Below are 16,567 nucleotides of genomic sequence, written 5' to 3' on the forward strand. Positions count from 1 at the left end.
CCCCGATTTTTGGGGGAATTGTTGGACAGTCCCATGTTACTTAGCTTATTCATCGTTACGCTCTTAATCTTTTTGACTGCCTTTTTCGTGGCAGCCGAATTTTCAATTGTAAAAGTGCGTAGCGCTCGACTCGACCAGCTCGTGCTCGAAGGAAACAAGAAAGCCGTCACCGCGAAAAAAGTCATCGAAAATATTGACGACTCGCTCTCTGCTTCTCAGTTCGGGATTACGCTTTCCGCACTAGGTCTCGGATGGATCGGCGCTGACCAAATCGAAAAATATATCCACACGTTGGTTGAACAGTTGAACTTATCACAATCACTCGTGACGTTCTTGTCGTTTCTGATTGCATTTTTACTGATCGCGTTCCTGCACGTCGTCATCGGGGAATTAGTTCCAAAGACGCTTGCGGTTCATGAATCTGAAAAGTTGACGCTCCTTGTCGCGCGTCCGCTCTATGTGTTCACGAAACTCTTCTATCCGTTTATTCGTGCCTTGAACAGTATGGCTCGACTGACTCTCCGCTTGTTCGGGGTTCAGACGACGGCTCAAGAAACGGCTCACTCGGAAGAAGAACTGAAAATCATCATGACAGAAAGTTTCCGTAGTGGTGAGATTAACGAAAACGAGTTAGCATACGTACAAAACATCTTCTCCTTTGACGAGCGGATTGCCAAAGATGCCATGGTTCCACGAATGAACATGGTGACGATTGATGAAGAAGATACAATCGAAGAAATTATTTCGGTTGTCGAAGAACACCAGTACACGCGTTATCCGGTCACACGGGATGGCGATCGGGACGATGTTCTCGGATTCGTGAACGCAAAACAACTTTTCACTGCTCAACTTTCGAAAAATGATGCGCCGTTCGAATCGTTCATTCATCAATTACCACTCGTTACTGAGTTCACTCCACTTCAAGAAGCGATGGTGAAAATGCAAAACGCACAGACGATGATGTGCCTCGTCATCGATGAATACGGGGGAACTGCCGGCCTTTTGACGATTGAAGATATTTTAGAAGAAATCGTTGGTGAAATCCGAGACGAGTTCGACCGAGATGAACAAGCTGAAATTACAGAAGTCGCTCCGAAACATTACCGTCTCTCGGGACTCGTATTAACACAAGAACTCGAAGAGCAGTTTGGCATCGAAATCGAGGATGATGTCGATACGGTCGGCGGATTCGTTTTATCACAAAAAGCGAACGCACGAACGGGCGAACGCTTCACTTTGCCTGGTAATCACGAACTGATCGTGAGTGAAGTCGATAATCACCGCATCGTCTTCGTTGATTTGATTTTAGCCTCATATGAAGAGGAAGAACCTATATCAGAATGATGCTTTTTTTTCATGCCCTTCTCCTAAATGTAGAGAAGGGTTTTTAACATTCGAATCGAACTGTCGCTATATTTTCGCCTCTTACCGTGATATACTGCACATATGTTGCTTATTTGAGTGTCACCCACTCAATGACACAACATCACCGAAACATGGCGAGATGTTCGGTTTAAACAGAAAGAAATAGAAAGAAGGTTACGCATGGAACGCAAACTATTTTTGATTGACGGTAACTCCATGCTGGCCAGTGCTTATTATGGTGCCGCCGCGAGCCGAACGAAAAAAGGACGCGAGGTATCCAAAAACGATCGGAGTGCCGTCATCGGAATGACCGGCCTCATTCGGACGATTCTACGTAGACATCGTCCGACTCATTTTGTCGTCGTCTGGGACGTCTCACGTGAAACATTATGGCGTCGAGAACTGTACCCGGGCTATAAACGCCGCAGACGCCAAACACCGCCTGAATTGAAAGCGCAGATGGAACTCATGCGCCAATTGCTTGAGGATAGTGGGATTCCACAATTCCAAGTAGAAGGGTATGAAGGGGAAGATTTGATTGCCCATATCGCGCGTAAATTCAGTTGTAGTGCCCCTGTGGTCATCATGACAAAAGATAAAGACTTGTTACAGCTTGTCAGTCCACGAATCACCGTTTGGTTACAAACACAGGAGCTTCAGCAAATGCAGGCTCGCTGTGACATTCGTGATAACCGTCCGTTACCTCTCAAACGTCATTTAGAAATTCGACCAGAAGAGATTGCAGCATTATACGAAGGGTTGAAACCGAAGCAATTGTCAGCCGTCAAAGCGTTGACAGGAGACCGTTCTGACGGGATTCCTCCAGTGGCTGGACTCGATGAAAGTCAATCGGTTCAACTGATCAAACGATTCGGTTCACTCGATAAGCTGTATTCTGCCTTGAGTATCAAAGGTGACAAACGACAACAAGTAAATGAAACGATCGCGGCACTGACGTCAGAGGAGGTGCCCCGTAACTTGAGACGAACACGCAAAAAAGCAGAGCGTAATATGGAGCTCGTTCGTCTTGATGTCACGGTGCCAGCACTTGAACATTTGAAGCTAGCTCATCTCGAGCTCAGCATCAACCCGAAGAGAGTCGAGCAAGCGTATCAAAAACGCGGACTCCGCATCTCATTCAATGCAAGTCAGAAGAAAGTATCCGCACATTAAAAGAACGGACGTCAAGCGTCCGTTCTTTTTATATGCACGGTAATCCCGTCTTCATCGGTCAACGACCATTCAGATGACGTACCACCTAATGCTTGATTCGTCTGCTCATTGACGAGAAGCGTCCATGTCTCGAGTCCTGCCTCAACTTCTAGAGCATCACTCGGACGTGCCCACACGTTCGTACCAATGTGATGGTGATATCCGTCTGCCGAAAGGAACAGTGCCCCTGGATAAGAATCCGTCGTAACGGAAAATCCGAGTCTGTCATGGTAGAAGCGTTTTGCTGCTTCGATTGACCGAACTTTAAAATGCACATGTCCTATCGTCGTACCTACCGGTAAACCTGTGAACGGTCGATTCGCCGCAGCTTGAAGCATCGATTCATACTCGACAGGCTCTGTCGCCATTTTCACATGACCGTTTGCTTCATACGTCCATTGGTCTTTCGGACGATCGGCGTACAGCTCGATTCCATTCCCTTCTGGGTCACTCAAGTAGAACGCTTCACTCACCAAGTGGTCACCTTGCCCGACTTCGATACGCCGCTCAATAAGATGTGCCAAGATGCTTCCTAACTCCACGCGATCCGGCAATAGAATTGCTAAATGAAATAACCCTGCCGCTCGTGGATTCGTCTTCGCTTGTGGCACACTGTGCAAGATAACGAGTGAACGTTCTTTCGTTCCGAGCGTGACAAGTTCTTCGGTTTCTTCTAGGACGTTCATCCCAATCACGTCTACATAAAATTGTTTCACCTGTTCGATGTCACGGACCCGAAGCGTCACCGGTCCTAGTTCAATTTTCTCGATTTTCATATAAAATCACCTCACCCCCACTATACCCGCTCAGCTTACGTTACAGAAGTAGGCACAAAAAGGTGGTATAGTTACTTCAACGATACTATTGGAAAGGAAGAGCGATGTGACCAACATAACAAGCTGCGAAGTCGATACGGCACTCGAACTGATCACAGGAAAATGGAAGCATTCCATCCTCCTCGTACTAATCAACGGGGATACGTTACGCTTCAGTGAGTTGAAGCGATCGTTACCAAAAATCAGTCAAAAGATATTGACCGCACAACTCCGTGACTTAGAAGAACAGGAGATTGTCATCCGAACCGTCTATCCAGAAGTCCCTCCCCGTGTTGACTATCGCTTAAGTGAGTATGGGAAAACGCTCATCCCGATTCTCGAAGCGATGAATGAATGGGGAATACGTCATGCCGAACGAATGCGCTCTAATTAGTTGTCCACATGTGGATAACCATTTTAACCCATTCCAATCATCACTTATCCACAGGAGGTCGTCATGATTCGTTATCCACAGTTGACCGGGCATCACATCGGTGTCACTGCCCCTTCGTCAGGTATACCAGAAGAACTGCACCATTTATTGCATCAATCGGAACAGAAGTTTTCCACTCGAGGGTTCACGTTGCAATTCACTCCGAATGCGTGGAAACAACGATTTGGGAAGTCCGCTCCGGCTCGGGTCCGTGCACATGAACTGACATCTCTACTTCAAGATGACAAAATCGACTTGATTGTCCCGCCCTGGGGTGGGGAACTCTTAATGGAGATTCTCAATCAAATCGAGTGGCAGACATTACCCGCAAAATGGATGCTCGGCTATTCGGATACAAGTTTATTGCTTTTTGTGTATACGCTAAAAACTGGAATCGCCTCGGCACACGGTCCAAACTTAGTCGACTTACGTGCCGAAGTGTGGGACGAGACGAGTTCACGCTGGCTCGATGTGTTGTCGACGCGGACCAACGAGACGGTCATCCAACGTTCGTCCGAGAAGTTCCAAAAAGAATGGCAGTTTGATAACCCAACGCCACATCTGTTTCACTTGACGGAAACGACTGAATGGAAAGCTGTCGGTGGTCAACACGCGACAGGTCGATTGCTCGGTGGATGTCTTGATGTGCTCTTACATACAATCGGGACGCCATATGGAAACGTCAAGACGTTCCAACACGAGCACCTGAACGGCGAACCGATTCTTTGGTATTTTGAAAACGCCGAGATGAACATTCCGGCACTAAAAAGGACCCTCCTTCAAATGAAGTGGGCCGGTTGGTTCGAGCATACGTCTGGTATTCTATTTGGACGGAGTGAGGCACCTTCTGTGCATCAAGACTATACGGTCGAGATGGTGTATGAAGAGCTTCACCACATGCTAGGTATTCCAATCTTTTACGATATCGATTGTGGACACGTTCCCCCGCAGATGACGCTCGTTAACGGGGCGCACGCTTCTGTGCAGGTCGAACATGGTAAAGGTACATTGATTCAAACGTGCAAGGGCTGATTCGTCAGCCCTTGATTTGTTGTAGTAATAATTCTAAACGTTTGCGAAACAGACCTTGTGGGAATTCCTTCACTTTTTCTTCGATCACGGATACCCAGTCGTCCCCGCATCCGTTCAGTGTTCCCCTTAATAACCCTTCGTAGTAAATCGCGATATCGACTAAACTATGTGTTTTCCACTCGTCTCGATTTTCCCATAATGCCAATAAACACTCTCTTCCTTTTTCCGATTCCCCTCGAAAAGCGTAGTACACACCTTTCGCCATCGAAATCGCCGCAATGAACGGCTCAATCTCTGTCGTGAGTGATTCCATCAACTTGACGTTTTCTCCTAACAGATCAATATGTCGGTATTCCATCGCATAGAGTGCTTCGGAAAGTGCCACTTTGATTTCTGCCAAGCGGTCTTCCGTGAATTGAATGTATTGCTTCGCTTTTTGTAAAGACTCACGAATTTTCGTCTCATCATTCAAATAGAGCGCACAAATCGAAATGGTCCGATATACGTCATCCGCACGGTAGTAGATTCTAGTCCGCTTCATATACTCAAGCGCGTCTTCAAGCTGTCGAATGGAGCCTTCCAAATCCTCATCACAAAGAAGATTTTTAAAGACGATCAACATGGCATACTCAGTTCTCGTTTTCGCTTTCATGTACTTCGCATCAAGGAGTTCAATCGCGTCAATCCGCTCAATCGATTCTTCATATCGGTTCCACATCAATAAATAGTAAGCTTGGCTGATGCGCCCCATCGCCAATTCATCTGTTTCTCCTAATTTTTCAAAAATCTCAATCGCTCGGTCGTAGTAGGCTAACACCTTCTCATTTTCTTCTTCTTGAAAGTACGTATCGCCATACAACATATACGCTTTCCCTTGCCACACAGAGTTCATTTCTTCTTTTAAGTATGGGGAAAGCATCTGTCGTATTTCTTGATCCGAACGCGAGATGATTATCATTTCTTCATATTCTAACTGTTCGACCATCGTTTGTAGCTCAGCTTCTTTCGGGTCCGTCAATAACTGTTGCATCGACACACCTAAACGACTGGAAAGTTCTCGCAAACTGCGCATCGATGCCTCCGCTTTCCCGTTCTCAATCATACTGAGCATCGATTTCGTGACAATCCCTTCCGCCAACTGCGTCTGGGTCATTTTTTTCTGTTTTCGTAACGCTTTAATTCGTTCACCAATCATATGCCACCTCGAAAAGTTAAATTATATTGAACTTTTTGTTTACATTTCACTTTCGTGCCTTTATGATAATGTTAAATCACATTTAACTATTTTGCAAAGGAGTGCTTCCTATGAGATTCTTTTCGTCCAACCTCTCCATTTTATTACTCGGTAAATTCATGTCACTGTTCGCATCCAACTTATTTACGTTCGTAGCAGGATTAACGGTATTGACGACAACTGGATCTGGACTGCAATTCGCATTTGTCTTACTGGCAGGAACATTGCCACGCGTTCTTTTGTCACCATTTGCCGGCGCTTATGCGGACAAACTTGACCGAAAAGGCGTCATCATCAAGATGGAGTCTTTGAATGGAGGATTATTTTTACTCGCAGGGATTGGAAGTCTAATGTGGACGTTTGAAGCACCTGCCTTTTATGTCATCACATTCTTCCTATCCATCGTTTCCACCTTCTTATCGGTCACGCTATCGAGTTCGATCCCACTTCTATTTGAAGAGGAAGAGCTTCAACGTGCCAACTCCCTCATTCAGAGCATCATCTCCATCTCAAGTATCGGTACTCCGCTTCTTGCCGGAGCACTGTTTAAACTCATACCGATTCCAGTGTTTTTATTCAGCTCAGCCCTATTCTTCATGATTGCTGCGCTACTTGCTTCTCGACTCACATTTCATCAGAAAGAGGTTGCTCCAACCGAACAATCCGCCTGGGAAGATGTACGGTCCGGTCTGTCTTATTTGAAACAGCAGCGCGTTTTATGGACGGTCGCCGTCCTCGCCGCATTCTTGAACTTCTTTTTCGTCGCGTCAGAAGTGTTGTTCCCGATTGCAGCATTACAAGAGGTCGGTGTGTCCCCGTTCCAGTTCGGACTACTTGAAAGCATGGTTGCCATTGAATTTTTAGTCGCTTCTTTACTTCACGCCTTGCCGTTATTCAACATCAAACATCGCCTATCGACCATGCGATCAGCACTGACCATACTCAGCATTCTATTTGTCGGCCCTGCCATTCCATTATATTTGAACTTCAACGTCATCACGTCGATTTTCTTTTTTGCGATGTTCGCTTTACTAAGCGGTTTCTTCATCGTACGTGTCAATATCCCCATTCAATTGCTCTTACAAACGAATACGGACCCGAACTACTTAGGTCGTGTGATTGGAGTACTCGAATCACTCGCGATGGGGATCACACCAATCGGTTTCATCTTATTCGGAATATTAAGTGATCTTGTGCCAGTCGCTCATCTATACACAGCCTGTATGATTGGTCTACTCTTATGTACTTTCACACTCACCTATCGCATCCGTCACGACATGCAGGCAGAAAAAGCTGCACTTCAGTCAGCCGAATGTGTGTCGTAACGAAAAAGACATCGAACGAATCAGTTCGATGTCTTCTCTGTTGACGGGAGTACCCGTTTTTCTAATAAAAATGGTCCGAATGGGATGACGGATGCCATCACAGCAAGCGTCAAAACTTTGAAGCCCCAACGGAAGCGCCACGCCATGTACACGGCTGCGAGCACGTAAGCAACAAACAAGAAACCGTGCGCTGCGCCGACAATACTGACCGCAAGTGGAATGCCGGCCATATATTTCAGTGGCATCGCGATTAATAGTAACAGCAAGAAGGATACCCCTTCTGTGTAGCCAATCCATTTAAAATGAGTCATAGTCATATGCGTTCTCCTTTATCTCTGTTAGGCTACATCTATCGTAGCCGAAACGTGAGAGGTTTGTCACAGGAGAACATATAAAAGTTACGAGGCTATTTGACGATTTGGTGAACGGTGTAATACTTTCGTTTCAACGAAGGTACGAAGGAACAAGCCGTCGACTCCGATTTTTCCTGCGTTATGTCCAGCAACCAAAATCAATACGGAGACGATCAACATCGTTGGGTTCGTGCTGACTGTTCCTGATAGTAAGAACGCCATGTTCATGACAAGTCCGAAGAATGCTGCACTACGTGTGAGTGCACCGAGCAATAACCCTAGGCCGACCAAAAATTCACCGTAAGGGATGAGGACATCGAATAATCCAGCGTTCGGGATTGCAAAGTTTTCTAAGAATGCGGCCCACCATCCTGCGACAGCTGGATGTTCTCCAGTGGCGAGTGACACCGCGTTGTTTAAAAATCCTTCTGTTCCAAAACCACCTGTGATTTTACCCCAACCTGCCGTCAACCAATGATAACCAAGCCATACACGTAATACCGTTAAAATCGCTGTGGCAACATTGTGATTTTGCCAAAATTTCGTGAACATAATAATTCCTCCCTTTAAGAAGTTAAATAAATGAATAATGTGATTACATTCACAATATATAATCTATGTTCACTTTTTCACATATATAATCTTCCTTGTTCATAATTCGTACATATGTATGCCACAGTCTATTCACATATACAAAAAGACGCCTTCGTTAGGCGTCTCTAAGAGTATTATAAGGTGACTTCTTGAGATGGTTGACCTTTTTTGTTCATCACACGCATTGATTCAGGTTCGATTTTGAGAATGATGAGTTTTGGATCATTCGGTCCATCGAACCATCCTTCAAGTTTGTCATTCCATACTTTTTCTTTCATCGATTCATCATCTGACACCGTTGCTTTTCCTAAGATTTCTAGGTACGTGTCGCCGACTCCATCTCCATCGTAGCCAATTAAGATATGAGTATATGGATTTCTCTCTAATTCCTCTACCTTATCTGTATCATTTGAAGTTGCTGTATAGAGCGTGAAATCTTCATGGAAAAATGTCATATACCGACTGTGCGGTTTTACTTTATATACAGTCGCCATTGTACCTACATTACTTGAGTCTAATATTTTTAATGCTGTTTCTTTTGCACTCATTCCGAATTCCTCCTTCACGATTTGTCGCTCGTATACTGTTCCCTCAAACCATATGGTTAAACACAAAAAAACCTGCTCGCCGATGCGAGCAGGTATCATATTCCTTAGAAAGGAAGATTAGATTTTTTCAACGTTAGAAGCTTGTGGTCCACGAGCTCCGTCTGTGATTTCGAAAGTTACTTCTTGGCCTTCTTCAAGTGTTTTGAAGCCGTCGCCTTGGATTGCTGAGAAGTGTACGAATACGTCGTCTCCGCCTTCCATTTCGATGAAGCCGTAACCTTTTTCTGAGTTAAACCATTTTACTTTACCTGTGTTCATGAATGAACCCTCCTGAAATAAACGCTATGCGTTATAGTAGTGCCTTACTAGAAAAAACTTGACCAAAAAAAATACAAGCCTCTGGAATTATCTAATGAAAAATAATCCCAAGCACTTGTGAATTATGATTCCAGCTATTCTTAATTAAGCACATATTGAATATAACATGGTTAGATGCTTCTGTCTAGTAAATACTTCTGATTGCTAAAAATAAGTCGAAACGGGTACACCCTAGAGAAGATGACACTAGGGGGATCTATTATGAAAAAATCAAATGATCAACAGTCAATCGCATCGATGATTGCTGCTTATTCCGACTGGTCTGAAGAAGAATTGATTTATCAAACACTCAAGTGGCATCATACCACGAGTAAAACAACTTATCCAGCAATGAGCCAAACATACGCTTGTCGAATCCCATTAACGGAGAGAGTTTCGCCTGTCCGGACGTCTCTTCCGCTTGAACAGATCGATGGAGTGGTTCGTCCCGTTTGGATGCGCCGACTCGATGCGGAATATTTGAATCTGATGCATATGACAAAATCACGTGTCGATGTGACGAACTATGGGGCTGTTGGAGATGGCAAGACGGACTGCACCCTCGCCTTTCGTCTCGCCCTCCGCTCTAATCGCCGTGTCTATGTGCCACCAGGTGTATATATCGTTCGAGGAATTCGCCTCCCTTCTAGTTGTGCACTTGAAGGTGCCGGACAAGACGTCACAATCCTCAAATTATCCGATCGGGCTCCGAAGCATCGCCGTCTTTTACGAAATACGACCCCATTCGCCGGCAATCATCATATCGAGGTATCCCATCTTACACTTGATTGGAACGTTGATCGTTTAGGTGACGTGAAACGAACGACAAGCGGTGACACGACATCGAGCGCTTTGACATTCGCGCACGTGACGTATGGATGGGTGCATCATGTGACGGCTAAAAATGCCGGGCTCCATGCGTTTGACATCACGTCCCCGCACTATCACTACCTAGGTGACGGACTTCGTGCGGCAAACGGAAGTCGGTATATCCATCTCAATCAACTCGAAGCAACGAATTATGGGGACGATGGGATCACAACACATCATAGTGATGCCATCTACATCACTAACTGTTATTGTCATCACCCCCATGGCCGAACGCACGCTTTAGGATTCTCAAACTCAAACGGCATTGAAATTGATGACGGTTCGCGTCACGTCACGCTTGTTCACAACAGAACGGAAGGCTGTTTTGGAGGTATCGAAGTAAAAGCGCATGGAACCTCGTCAGCCGCACACGACGTCCATATCTTTGGACATCTCTCCGTTCACGACAATCGTTCGTTCAACTTCCGCCACATCGGTCATCATTTGGCAGACGATCCGGATTCCGCGACTGCACGCTTCCTGTCCGGTACAAATTTGGTATCCATCGAGCCAGTCCGAAGCCCGCTTTATGCAAAATCCTCGCCACGGAGTCTGGTCGTTTCCGCATATCAAGATGTCTTCATCCATGGTTTGACTGCCATCGGCGACCCGACCTACGACTATGAACAGCATCCAGCACTTGCGATTCAATATAAGTCAAGACGTGTACAGTTGAAACGAATTTCCGTTCGCGGGTTTACCACAGCCCGAGCCGACCTCGAGCTATTTGGAGGGGAGAACCGCACCGACGAAGTGACTATCGAAAACTTACGATGCCATGAATCTGCGCCAATCGCTTTGAAAATAGGACGTCAGATAGAACAAATTGCGCTTCATCAAATCGAAGGACAGAAAAAAAGTGGAGATGCTCTCATCTCCACGAAAAGTCCGATTGATGTGCAGGACATACTCGCTTACGGGTTCTCAGACCGGGTACGTTCGGACGTTTGAGCCGCCTCCACGAGCCGGGCTAATTTGTCGTCATCGAGTTCAAGCGAGCTTTCTTTCTGCTTTACCATCATCCGGACGATTGCTTTGTCTAAAAAACCCATTCGTTCAAAGTCATAACCACTGCCAACGACCTCGACAAAATAGGCATGCTCGCGGAGTGATTCACGGTACGCCTCTTCTAACTCACGAATCCGCTCTGATTCTGTCGGTGTCCCGGCACACAAATATAAAGCGAGGGGATGCTTAAGCAAGTGTGCTTCGTGAAGCGCCAACCATTCCTTCATTTCGTCCTGGATGGTTCCCATCCGAATCGAACTGCCGACGATGACGTGATCGATCGTCTCCCACATCGCATTCGGCTCTTCTACGATATTTTGGACATGAACGTCACCCGACAGACGTTCAGCGAGTAGAGCCGCTACTTTTTCACTCGTCCCATACCTGGAAGAGTAAGCGATTAAAGTACCCATGTCGTTCCCTCTTTTCATGTCAGACGTTACTTACACTATTCCCGAATCATGAAAAGAAGATACGTTACCATTCAAAAAAGCTCGCCGAATGGCGAGCTTTTGGTCACAGTTTGTACACTTGCGCTTCGTACGGACGAAGCGTGAACGGTTCAATCGGTTCCATGTTGCCGATGACGCGTTCGTTTACGTCATATGGTATATCACGTTGTTGTGTTTCGCCCGAGAAGTTACAGAGCACGAGCCAAGTTTCCCCTTCGAACGAACGTGTGAATGCATAGACCGCTTCATCTTCCGGCAACAAGAGCTCATACTTTCCATAGACAACGATTGGATTGGCTTTACGGAGCGCAATCAATTGACGGTAGTAATGGAAGAGCGAATTCGGGTCTTTCCGTGCCGCTTCCGCATTGATGTCGACATAGTTCGGGTTGACCCCAATCCATGGCGTCCCAGTCGTGAAGCCGCCGTGCGCTTCGTCCGACCACTGAACTGGTGTGCGTGAATTGTCACGTCCCCGCTCATGAATCCCACGGAAGATTTCATCGTGTGTCAACAATCCTTTTGATGTGTAATCATGATAGGCATTCAACGTTTCAATATCTCGGTATTGATCAATCGAATCAAAGGCGACGTTCGTCATGCCGAACTCTTCCCCTTGATAAATATATGGTGTTCCTTTTAATAGGTGAAGGAGTGTCGCGAGCATCTTCCCAGAACGGACACGGTATTCCGGTGAATCATTCCCAAAACGTGAGATAGCTCGAGGCTGGTCATGGTTACTCCAGTACAAGCTGTTCCACCCTTCTTCTTCAAGTCCTTCTTGCCAACGTGAGAAGATCGTCTTCAGCTCAGTCAACTTCCAGTCTGTCGGATTCCACTTCCCGAAGCTCCCGTTCCCGACGTCCACATGTTCAAAATGAAAGACCATGTTCAGTTCGTTGCGGTCTTCACCCGTATAAAGCTTCGCTTCTTCTACACTGACCCCTGGCATCTCCCCGACCGTGATCGTGTCATATTTCGATAAGACTTCCCGATTCATCTCCTGCATGAATTCATGGATGCGTGGTCCGTTAAAGAAGAATGGTGTCCCGTCTCCATACCCTGTTCCTTGCGTTTGACCGTCTGGGTAGCTTTGGTCTTTTGAGATCATATTGATGACGTCCATCCGGAACCCGTCGACTCCTTTATCGAGCCAATATGTCATGAGGTCGTACACTTCACGACGAAGCGTCTCGCTTTCCCAGTTCAAATCCGGTTGTTTCTTACTGAAGAGGTGGAGGTAGTACTCATCACTCGCCTCATCATACTGCCAAGCGCTGCCGCCGAAGAAAGCCCCCCAGTTAGTCGGAGGTTGACCGTCCTTTCCTTTTTTCCAAATGTAATAGTCACGATACGGACTATCTTTTGAAGAACGTGACTCCATGAACCATTGGTGTTCGTCAGAAGAGTGGTTGACGACAAGGTCCATCATGATTTTAATCCCGTGACGGTGTGCTTCTTCAAGCATCGCATCGAAGTCATCCATCGTACCAAACTCGTCCATGATGGCACGGTAATCACGAATATCGTATCCATTGTCGTCGTTCGGTGAATCGTATACCGGCGAGAGCCAGATGACGTCGATCCCGAGTTCTGCCAAATAAGACATCTTCTCTGTGATTCCTTGGATGTCGCCAATCCCATCACCGTTTGAGTCATTGAAGCTACGTGGATAAATTTGATATACGACCGCTTCTTTCCACCATTGTTTCATGTTACGTCCTCCTTGAAGTTCATTTCCGTTTCAACGCTTTCATCGTACTGTCTTCAAGGATTCATGACCATCCATGATATGATTAAGATATGTACAATTTTGCTATAAAATAAGGAGACTATTATGGAAATCGGCTTTTGTGGCTATTCATATCATACAACGACCTATACTTTTCCATTCGCCAGCTTACTCGATACATATCTGATTCGCTTACAAACGGAAGGAACGGCTCGGATTGTGGTCAATGGAGAAACGATGATCACACGACCTGGTGACGTATTGATTGTCCGTCCGGGTGACTTCTATGAAATGCATGTCGATACACCTGCGAGCGGAGACTATCATATCTTCTGCACCGGACATTCAATCGATACATGGTGGCATGCGACTCCACGGGGGCGATTGAATACCATCGCCATCGATTCACGCCTTCTTTCGCTATGGCAACACATTACGGAAGAAGTGCGCCGTCCACCGTCTGAACAAAGTGCCGTACTAATTGAAACGCTCGTCCAAGCCCTTCTACTCATGCTCGATCGTTCGATTCAAGATGTGCATTCCCAGGCGCGACCTCCAGTCGTCTCTCGTATGATGCGCTTTATCGAAGCACACGTCACGAGTGACTTCAAAGTTTCAGACGTCGCCGACGCCGTCGGACTGAGCGTTTCACGGACCGTTCATCTCTTTAAAGAAGGGACCGGGGTGACGATCATCGAATATGCACAATCGATTCGCTTGCAGCTTGCCGAAGAGCAAATGCGCTATACAAAACATTCGTTAGAAACGATAGCGGAACTGTCTGGATTTCGAAGTTACCCATATTTCCACAGAATTTTTAAACGAAAATATGGCGTCGCACCAGGGGTTTATCGCACTCTTCAACAAAAAAACGAAAAAAAATAAAAAAAGAGTGATCCATTTTTTGAACCGCTCCGTTAGATGGGTGTAAATAACGACAACACTCACTTACGAAAAGGAGCGATTACCCATGAAGAAGAAGACGTTAAACAAAATCGTAGCCCCGGCACTTGCCTTAGGACTACTCGTACCAGTGAACGCACAAGCAGCGGACCACATGCCAACAGCGAGCACACCAGCAGGTGACCTTCGCGCGACACTCGACCAACTCTTATCTGAGCACTATGTATTAGCCGTCACATCGATGATGAAAGGTTATGACGAGGCAGCAGATGCCGCGGTCGCAGATCAAGCACTCGATCAAAACGCACTCGATATGACACCAGCCATTTCTTCTATCTATGGAGAAGAAGGTGGCATGAAATTTGAAGAAATCTTCCGTGGTCACAATGACTACTCAGCCGACTTCGTCGAAGCTGCAAAATCAGAAAACAAAGAGTTACGCATGGAAGCTGAAGCTGAAGTTGATGAGTTCGTAGAAGAATTCTCAACATTCCTCGACGCAGCGACGGAAGGGAACTTACCGAAGGAAGCAGCAGCTGACGCGCTTGAACTTCACGAAGACCAAGTCCTCTCGGTATTCGATAACTACGTCGAAGGAGATTACGAAGAAGCTTACATGACGTTCCGTGAAGGCTACAAGCACATGTTCAACATCAGTAAAGCCCTCTCAGGCGCAATCGTCACACAAATGCCTGACAAATTCACGACTGGAGCCGACACACCAGCTGTTGAACTCCGCTCAACATTGAACAGTCTCGCAGGTGAGCACTTCGCCCTCGCAGCAATCGGTATGCAAAAAGGGTACGATCAAGCAGAGGACTATGACTACGTAACATGGGCAGAAGACCAAAACACACTCGACTTCAAAGCAGCCATCGCTTCTGTATATGGTGACGAAGGTGCTGCACAGTTCGAAAAAGTATGGAACTCAGATCACATCACAGCACAAGGTGACATCGTCGCTGCTACACTTGAAGGTGACGAAGCGAAGATTGAAGATGCACGTATGAAACTCGACCAATTCGCTGTCAACTTCAGCACATTCCTCGATGCTGCAACAGAAGGTAACTTACCACAAGCTGCCGGTGAAGAAGCGATCAAACAGCACGAAGCGCTCGTACTCGACACGTTCGATCAATATGTCGCTGGCGATGCAGAAGCTGCTTGGATGTCATTCCGTGAAGGATATGCATTCATGTTCGGTGTTGGTGAAACACTCGGTAACGCGATCGTGACACAAATGCCTGACAAGTTCGAAGAAACAATGATGCCTGAAGAGATGCCTGAAACAGGTCTCGGTGGTGCACAAGAACAATCAATGAACAGCCTCTACGCTGGATTAGCTGTACTTGGCGGAATCTTACTCGCCTTCGTAACGCTTCGCAAACGTAAAGTGTCTGAACAATAATCAATAAGGAGGGAGTCCCATGAACAAGCGCCTTTTGTTTCTGGCGCTCTCTCTCTTTTGTTTTAGCTTCTGGACGTGGACGAGCGCCCAAGAATCGTCGTCACCACCTGTAGAAGAAAAACAAATAGAGGAGAGCCCGGATTTAACGGCTGAATTCTCACTTCTACAGGAAGAGGTGAAAAAGCTACGTTTAGCCGAGGAAGAAGAAAACGCCAAGGCCGTCACCCCTGTTCAAATCCAGATCCCTAAAATCGATGTCGACACGGCAATCGAACAAGTCGGTGTCCTGGACAATGGACAGATGGGCGTACCAGAAGATGAGAACCAGGTCGGGTGGTTCGAACCCGGTGTCACACCAGGTAGCAAAGGAAATGCCGTGATTGCTGGTCACGTGGATAGTAAGACCGGCCCGGCTATCTTTTATCAACTCGACCAACTGACAAAAGGCGATGACGTTCTGATTCAAGATGAGGCGGGAAACACCTTACGATTCCGCGTCACGAAAACAGAACGCTATGATACGAAAACCGCGCCAATTGAAGAGATTTTCGGTGCCACATCAAATCGGAACTTAAATTTGATTACCTGTTCGGGGACGTTCGGGGACGGGGGCTACGATGAACGATTCGTCGTCTATACAGAGCTGGTGGATACCGAACTGAACGAAACTGTCGATCTCGAGACACCGACGGCAATCGAGCTGAAAGGTAACTTATTGACATGGCACGCCGTTCGTCAAGAGAGCGTGATTGGATATCGGATCTATGAAGTCATCGACGGAAAAGCGACTCATATCGAAAGTATCCCATCCCATGCACGAAAAAGTATCGAGGTCACAAGTGAGAACAACGCATCCTACTACGTGACTGCGATTGACAAGCTTGGAAATGAGTCAAAACCGTCTCAGATGACAAAATGACAAGAAG

The 16,567-nt window shown here is 46.4% G+C and carries 17 protein-coding genes; 9 read left to right on the forward strand and 8 right to left on the reverse strand.

Features of this window, described 5'->3' with window-relative positions:
* Positions 1-21: 21 nt before the first annotated feature.
* Together KNO76_RS07835 and KNO76_RS07840 are read left to right on the forward strand one after the other, a co-directional pair.
* Complete coding sequence (locus tag KNO76_RS07835; protein WP_251127939.1) at positions 22-1,344, forward strand: hemolysin family protein; 1,323 nt, start codon at positions 22-24, stop codon at positions 1,342-1,344.
* Positions 1,345-1,545: 201 nt separating this feature from the next.
* Positions 1,546-2,538 (forward strand): 5'-3' exonuclease, encoded by a 993-nt coding sequence (locus KNO76_RS07840; RefSeq protein ID WP_026824581.1) that lies wholly within the window; start codon positions 1,546-1,548, stop codon positions 2,536-2,538.
* Between the two features lie 11 nt (positions 2,539-2,549).
* On the opposite strand, the gene KNO76_RS07845 is transcribed toward KNO76_RS07840, so the two are convergent.
* Positions 2,550-3,353, reverse strand: a complete 804-nt coding sequence (locus KNO76_RS07845; protein ID WP_214884420.1) for a VOC family protein — start codon at positions 3,351-3,353, stop codon at positions 2,550-2,552.
* Positions 3,354-3,459: 106 nt separating this feature from the next.
* Between KNO76_RS07845 and KNO76_RS07850 the strand changes: the two genes are divergently transcribed.
* Both KNO76_RS07850 and KNO76_RS07855 read left to right on the forward strand, forming a co-directional pair.
* A complete protein-coding gene (locus tag KNO76_RS07850) occupies positions 3,460-3,786 on the forward strand; it encodes a winged helix-turn-helix transcriptional regulator (RefSeq protein WP_214703645.1) in 327 nt (108 codons plus the stop codon).
* A 63-nt stretch (positions 3,787-3,849) separates the two neighbouring features.
* Positions 3,850-4,857 carry a S66 family peptidase gene (locus KNO76_RS07855; protein ID WP_214884423.1) on the forward strand — a complete coding sequence of 336 codons (1,008 nt, stop codon included), beginning with the start codon at positions 3,850-3,852 and terminating at the stop codon, positions 4,855-4,857.
* 4 nt (positions 4,858-4,861) lie between these two features.
* Here the strand turns inward: KNO76_RS07855 and KNO76_RS07860 are convergent, their stop codons facing one another.
* Positions 4,862-6,052 (reverse strand): helix-turn-helix domain-containing protein, encoded by a 1,191-nt coding sequence (locus KNO76_RS07860; protein ID WP_214884426.1) that lies wholly within the window; start codon positions 6,050-6,052, stop codon positions 4,862-4,864.
* Positions 6,053-6,162: 110 nt separating this feature from the next.
* Here KNO76_RS07860 and KNO76_RS07865 point away from each other — a divergent pair, with 110 nt between their 5' ends.
* Positions 6,163-7,416 (forward strand): MFS transporter, encoded by a 1,254-nt coding sequence (locus KNO76_RS07865; RefSeq protein ID WP_214884429.1) that lies wholly within the window; start codon positions 6,163-6,165, stop codon positions 7,414-7,416.
* Positions 7,417-7,436: 20 nt separating this feature from the next.
* On the opposite strand, the gene KNO76_RS07870 is transcribed toward KNO76_RS07865, so the two are convergent.
* The 4 genes from KNO76_RS07870 to KNO76_RS07885 form a co-directional block, all read right to left on the reverse strand.
* Positions 7,437-7,733, reverse strand: coding sequence for a DUF3817 domain-containing protein (locus tag KNO76_RS07870; protein WP_026824587.1), 297 nt, complete (start codon positions 7,731-7,733; stop codon positions 7,437-7,439).
* An 81-nt stretch (positions 7,734-7,814) separates the two neighbouring features.
* Positions 7,815-8,321 (reverse strand): DoxX family membrane protein, encoded by a 507-nt coding sequence (locus KNO76_RS07875; protein ID WP_214884431.1) that lies wholly within the window; start codon positions 8,319-8,321, stop codon positions 7,815-7,817.
* 176 nt (positions 8,322-8,497) lie between these two features.
* Complete coding sequence (locus tag KNO76_RS07880; protein WP_214884433.1) at positions 8,498-8,911, reverse strand: pyridoxamine 5'-phosphate oxidase family protein; 414 nt, start codon at positions 8,909-8,911, stop codon at positions 8,498-8,500.
* A gap of 117 nt (positions 8,912-9,028) precedes the next feature.
* Complete coding sequence (locus KNO76_RS07885; RefSeq protein WP_015880427.1) at positions 9,029-9,229, reverse strand: cold-shock protein; 201 nt, start codon at positions 9,227-9,229, stop codon at positions 9,029-9,031.
* A gap of 261 nt (positions 9,230-9,490) precedes the next feature.
* On the opposite strand from KNO76_RS07885, the gene KNO76_RS07890 reads away from it, so the two are divergent.
* Complete coding sequence (locus KNO76_RS07890) at positions 9,491-11,089, forward strand: glycoside hydrolase family 55 protein (protein WP_214884435.1); 1,599 nt, start codon at positions 9,491-9,493, stop codon at positions 11,087-11,089.
* On the opposite strand, the gene KNO76_RS07895 is transcribed toward KNO76_RS07890, so the two are convergent.
* Positions 11,053-11,559 (reverse strand): flavodoxin domain-containing protein, encoded by a 507-nt coding sequence (locus KNO76_RS07895; protein ID WP_214884436.1) that lies wholly within the window; start codon positions 11,557-11,559, stop codon positions 11,053-11,055. The two genes, KNO76_RS07890 and KNO76_RS07895, sit on opposite strands and share 37 nt — an antisense overlap.
* A 103-nt stretch (positions 11,560-11,662) precedes the next feature.
* Entirely contained in the window at positions 11,663-13,312 is a 1,650-nt protein-coding gene (locus tag KNO76_RS07900; protein WP_214884438.1) for a glycoside hydrolase family 13 protein, read from the reverse strand.
* A 123-nt stretch (positions 13,313-13,435) separates the two neighbouring features.
* Between KNO76_RS07900 and KNO76_RS07905 the strand changes: the two genes are divergently transcribed.
* The 3 genes from KNO76_RS07905 (at position 13,436) to KNO76_RS07915 (ending at position 16,560) form a co-directional block, all read left to right on the forward strand.
* Positions 13,436-14,215, forward strand: coding sequence for an AraC family transcriptional regulator (locus KNO76_RS07905; RefSeq protein ID WP_214884441.1), 780 nt, complete (start codon positions 13,436-13,438; stop codon positions 14,213-14,215).
* 85 nt (positions 14,216-14,300) lie between these two features.
* Complete coding sequence (locus KNO76_RS07910; protein WP_214884444.1) at positions 14,301-15,641, forward strand: globin family protein; 1,341 nt, start codon at positions 14,301-14,303, stop codon at positions 15,639-15,641.
* A 19-nt stretch (positions 15,642-15,660) separates the two neighbouring features.
* Positions 15,661-16,560: a class F sortase gene (locus KNO76_RS07915; RefSeq protein ID WP_214884449.1), complete on the forward strand. Its 900-nt coding sequence runs from the start codon at positions 15,661-15,663 to the stop codon at positions 16,558-16,560.
* Positions 16,561-16,567 lie beyond the last annotated feature (7 nt).

This window comes from Exiguobacterium sp. s101 (assembly GCF_018617835.1).
In the GTDB taxonomy this organism is placed as follows: Bacteria; Bacillota; Bacilli; order Exiguobacteriales; family Exiguobacteriaceae; genus Exiguobacterium; species Exiguobacterium marinum.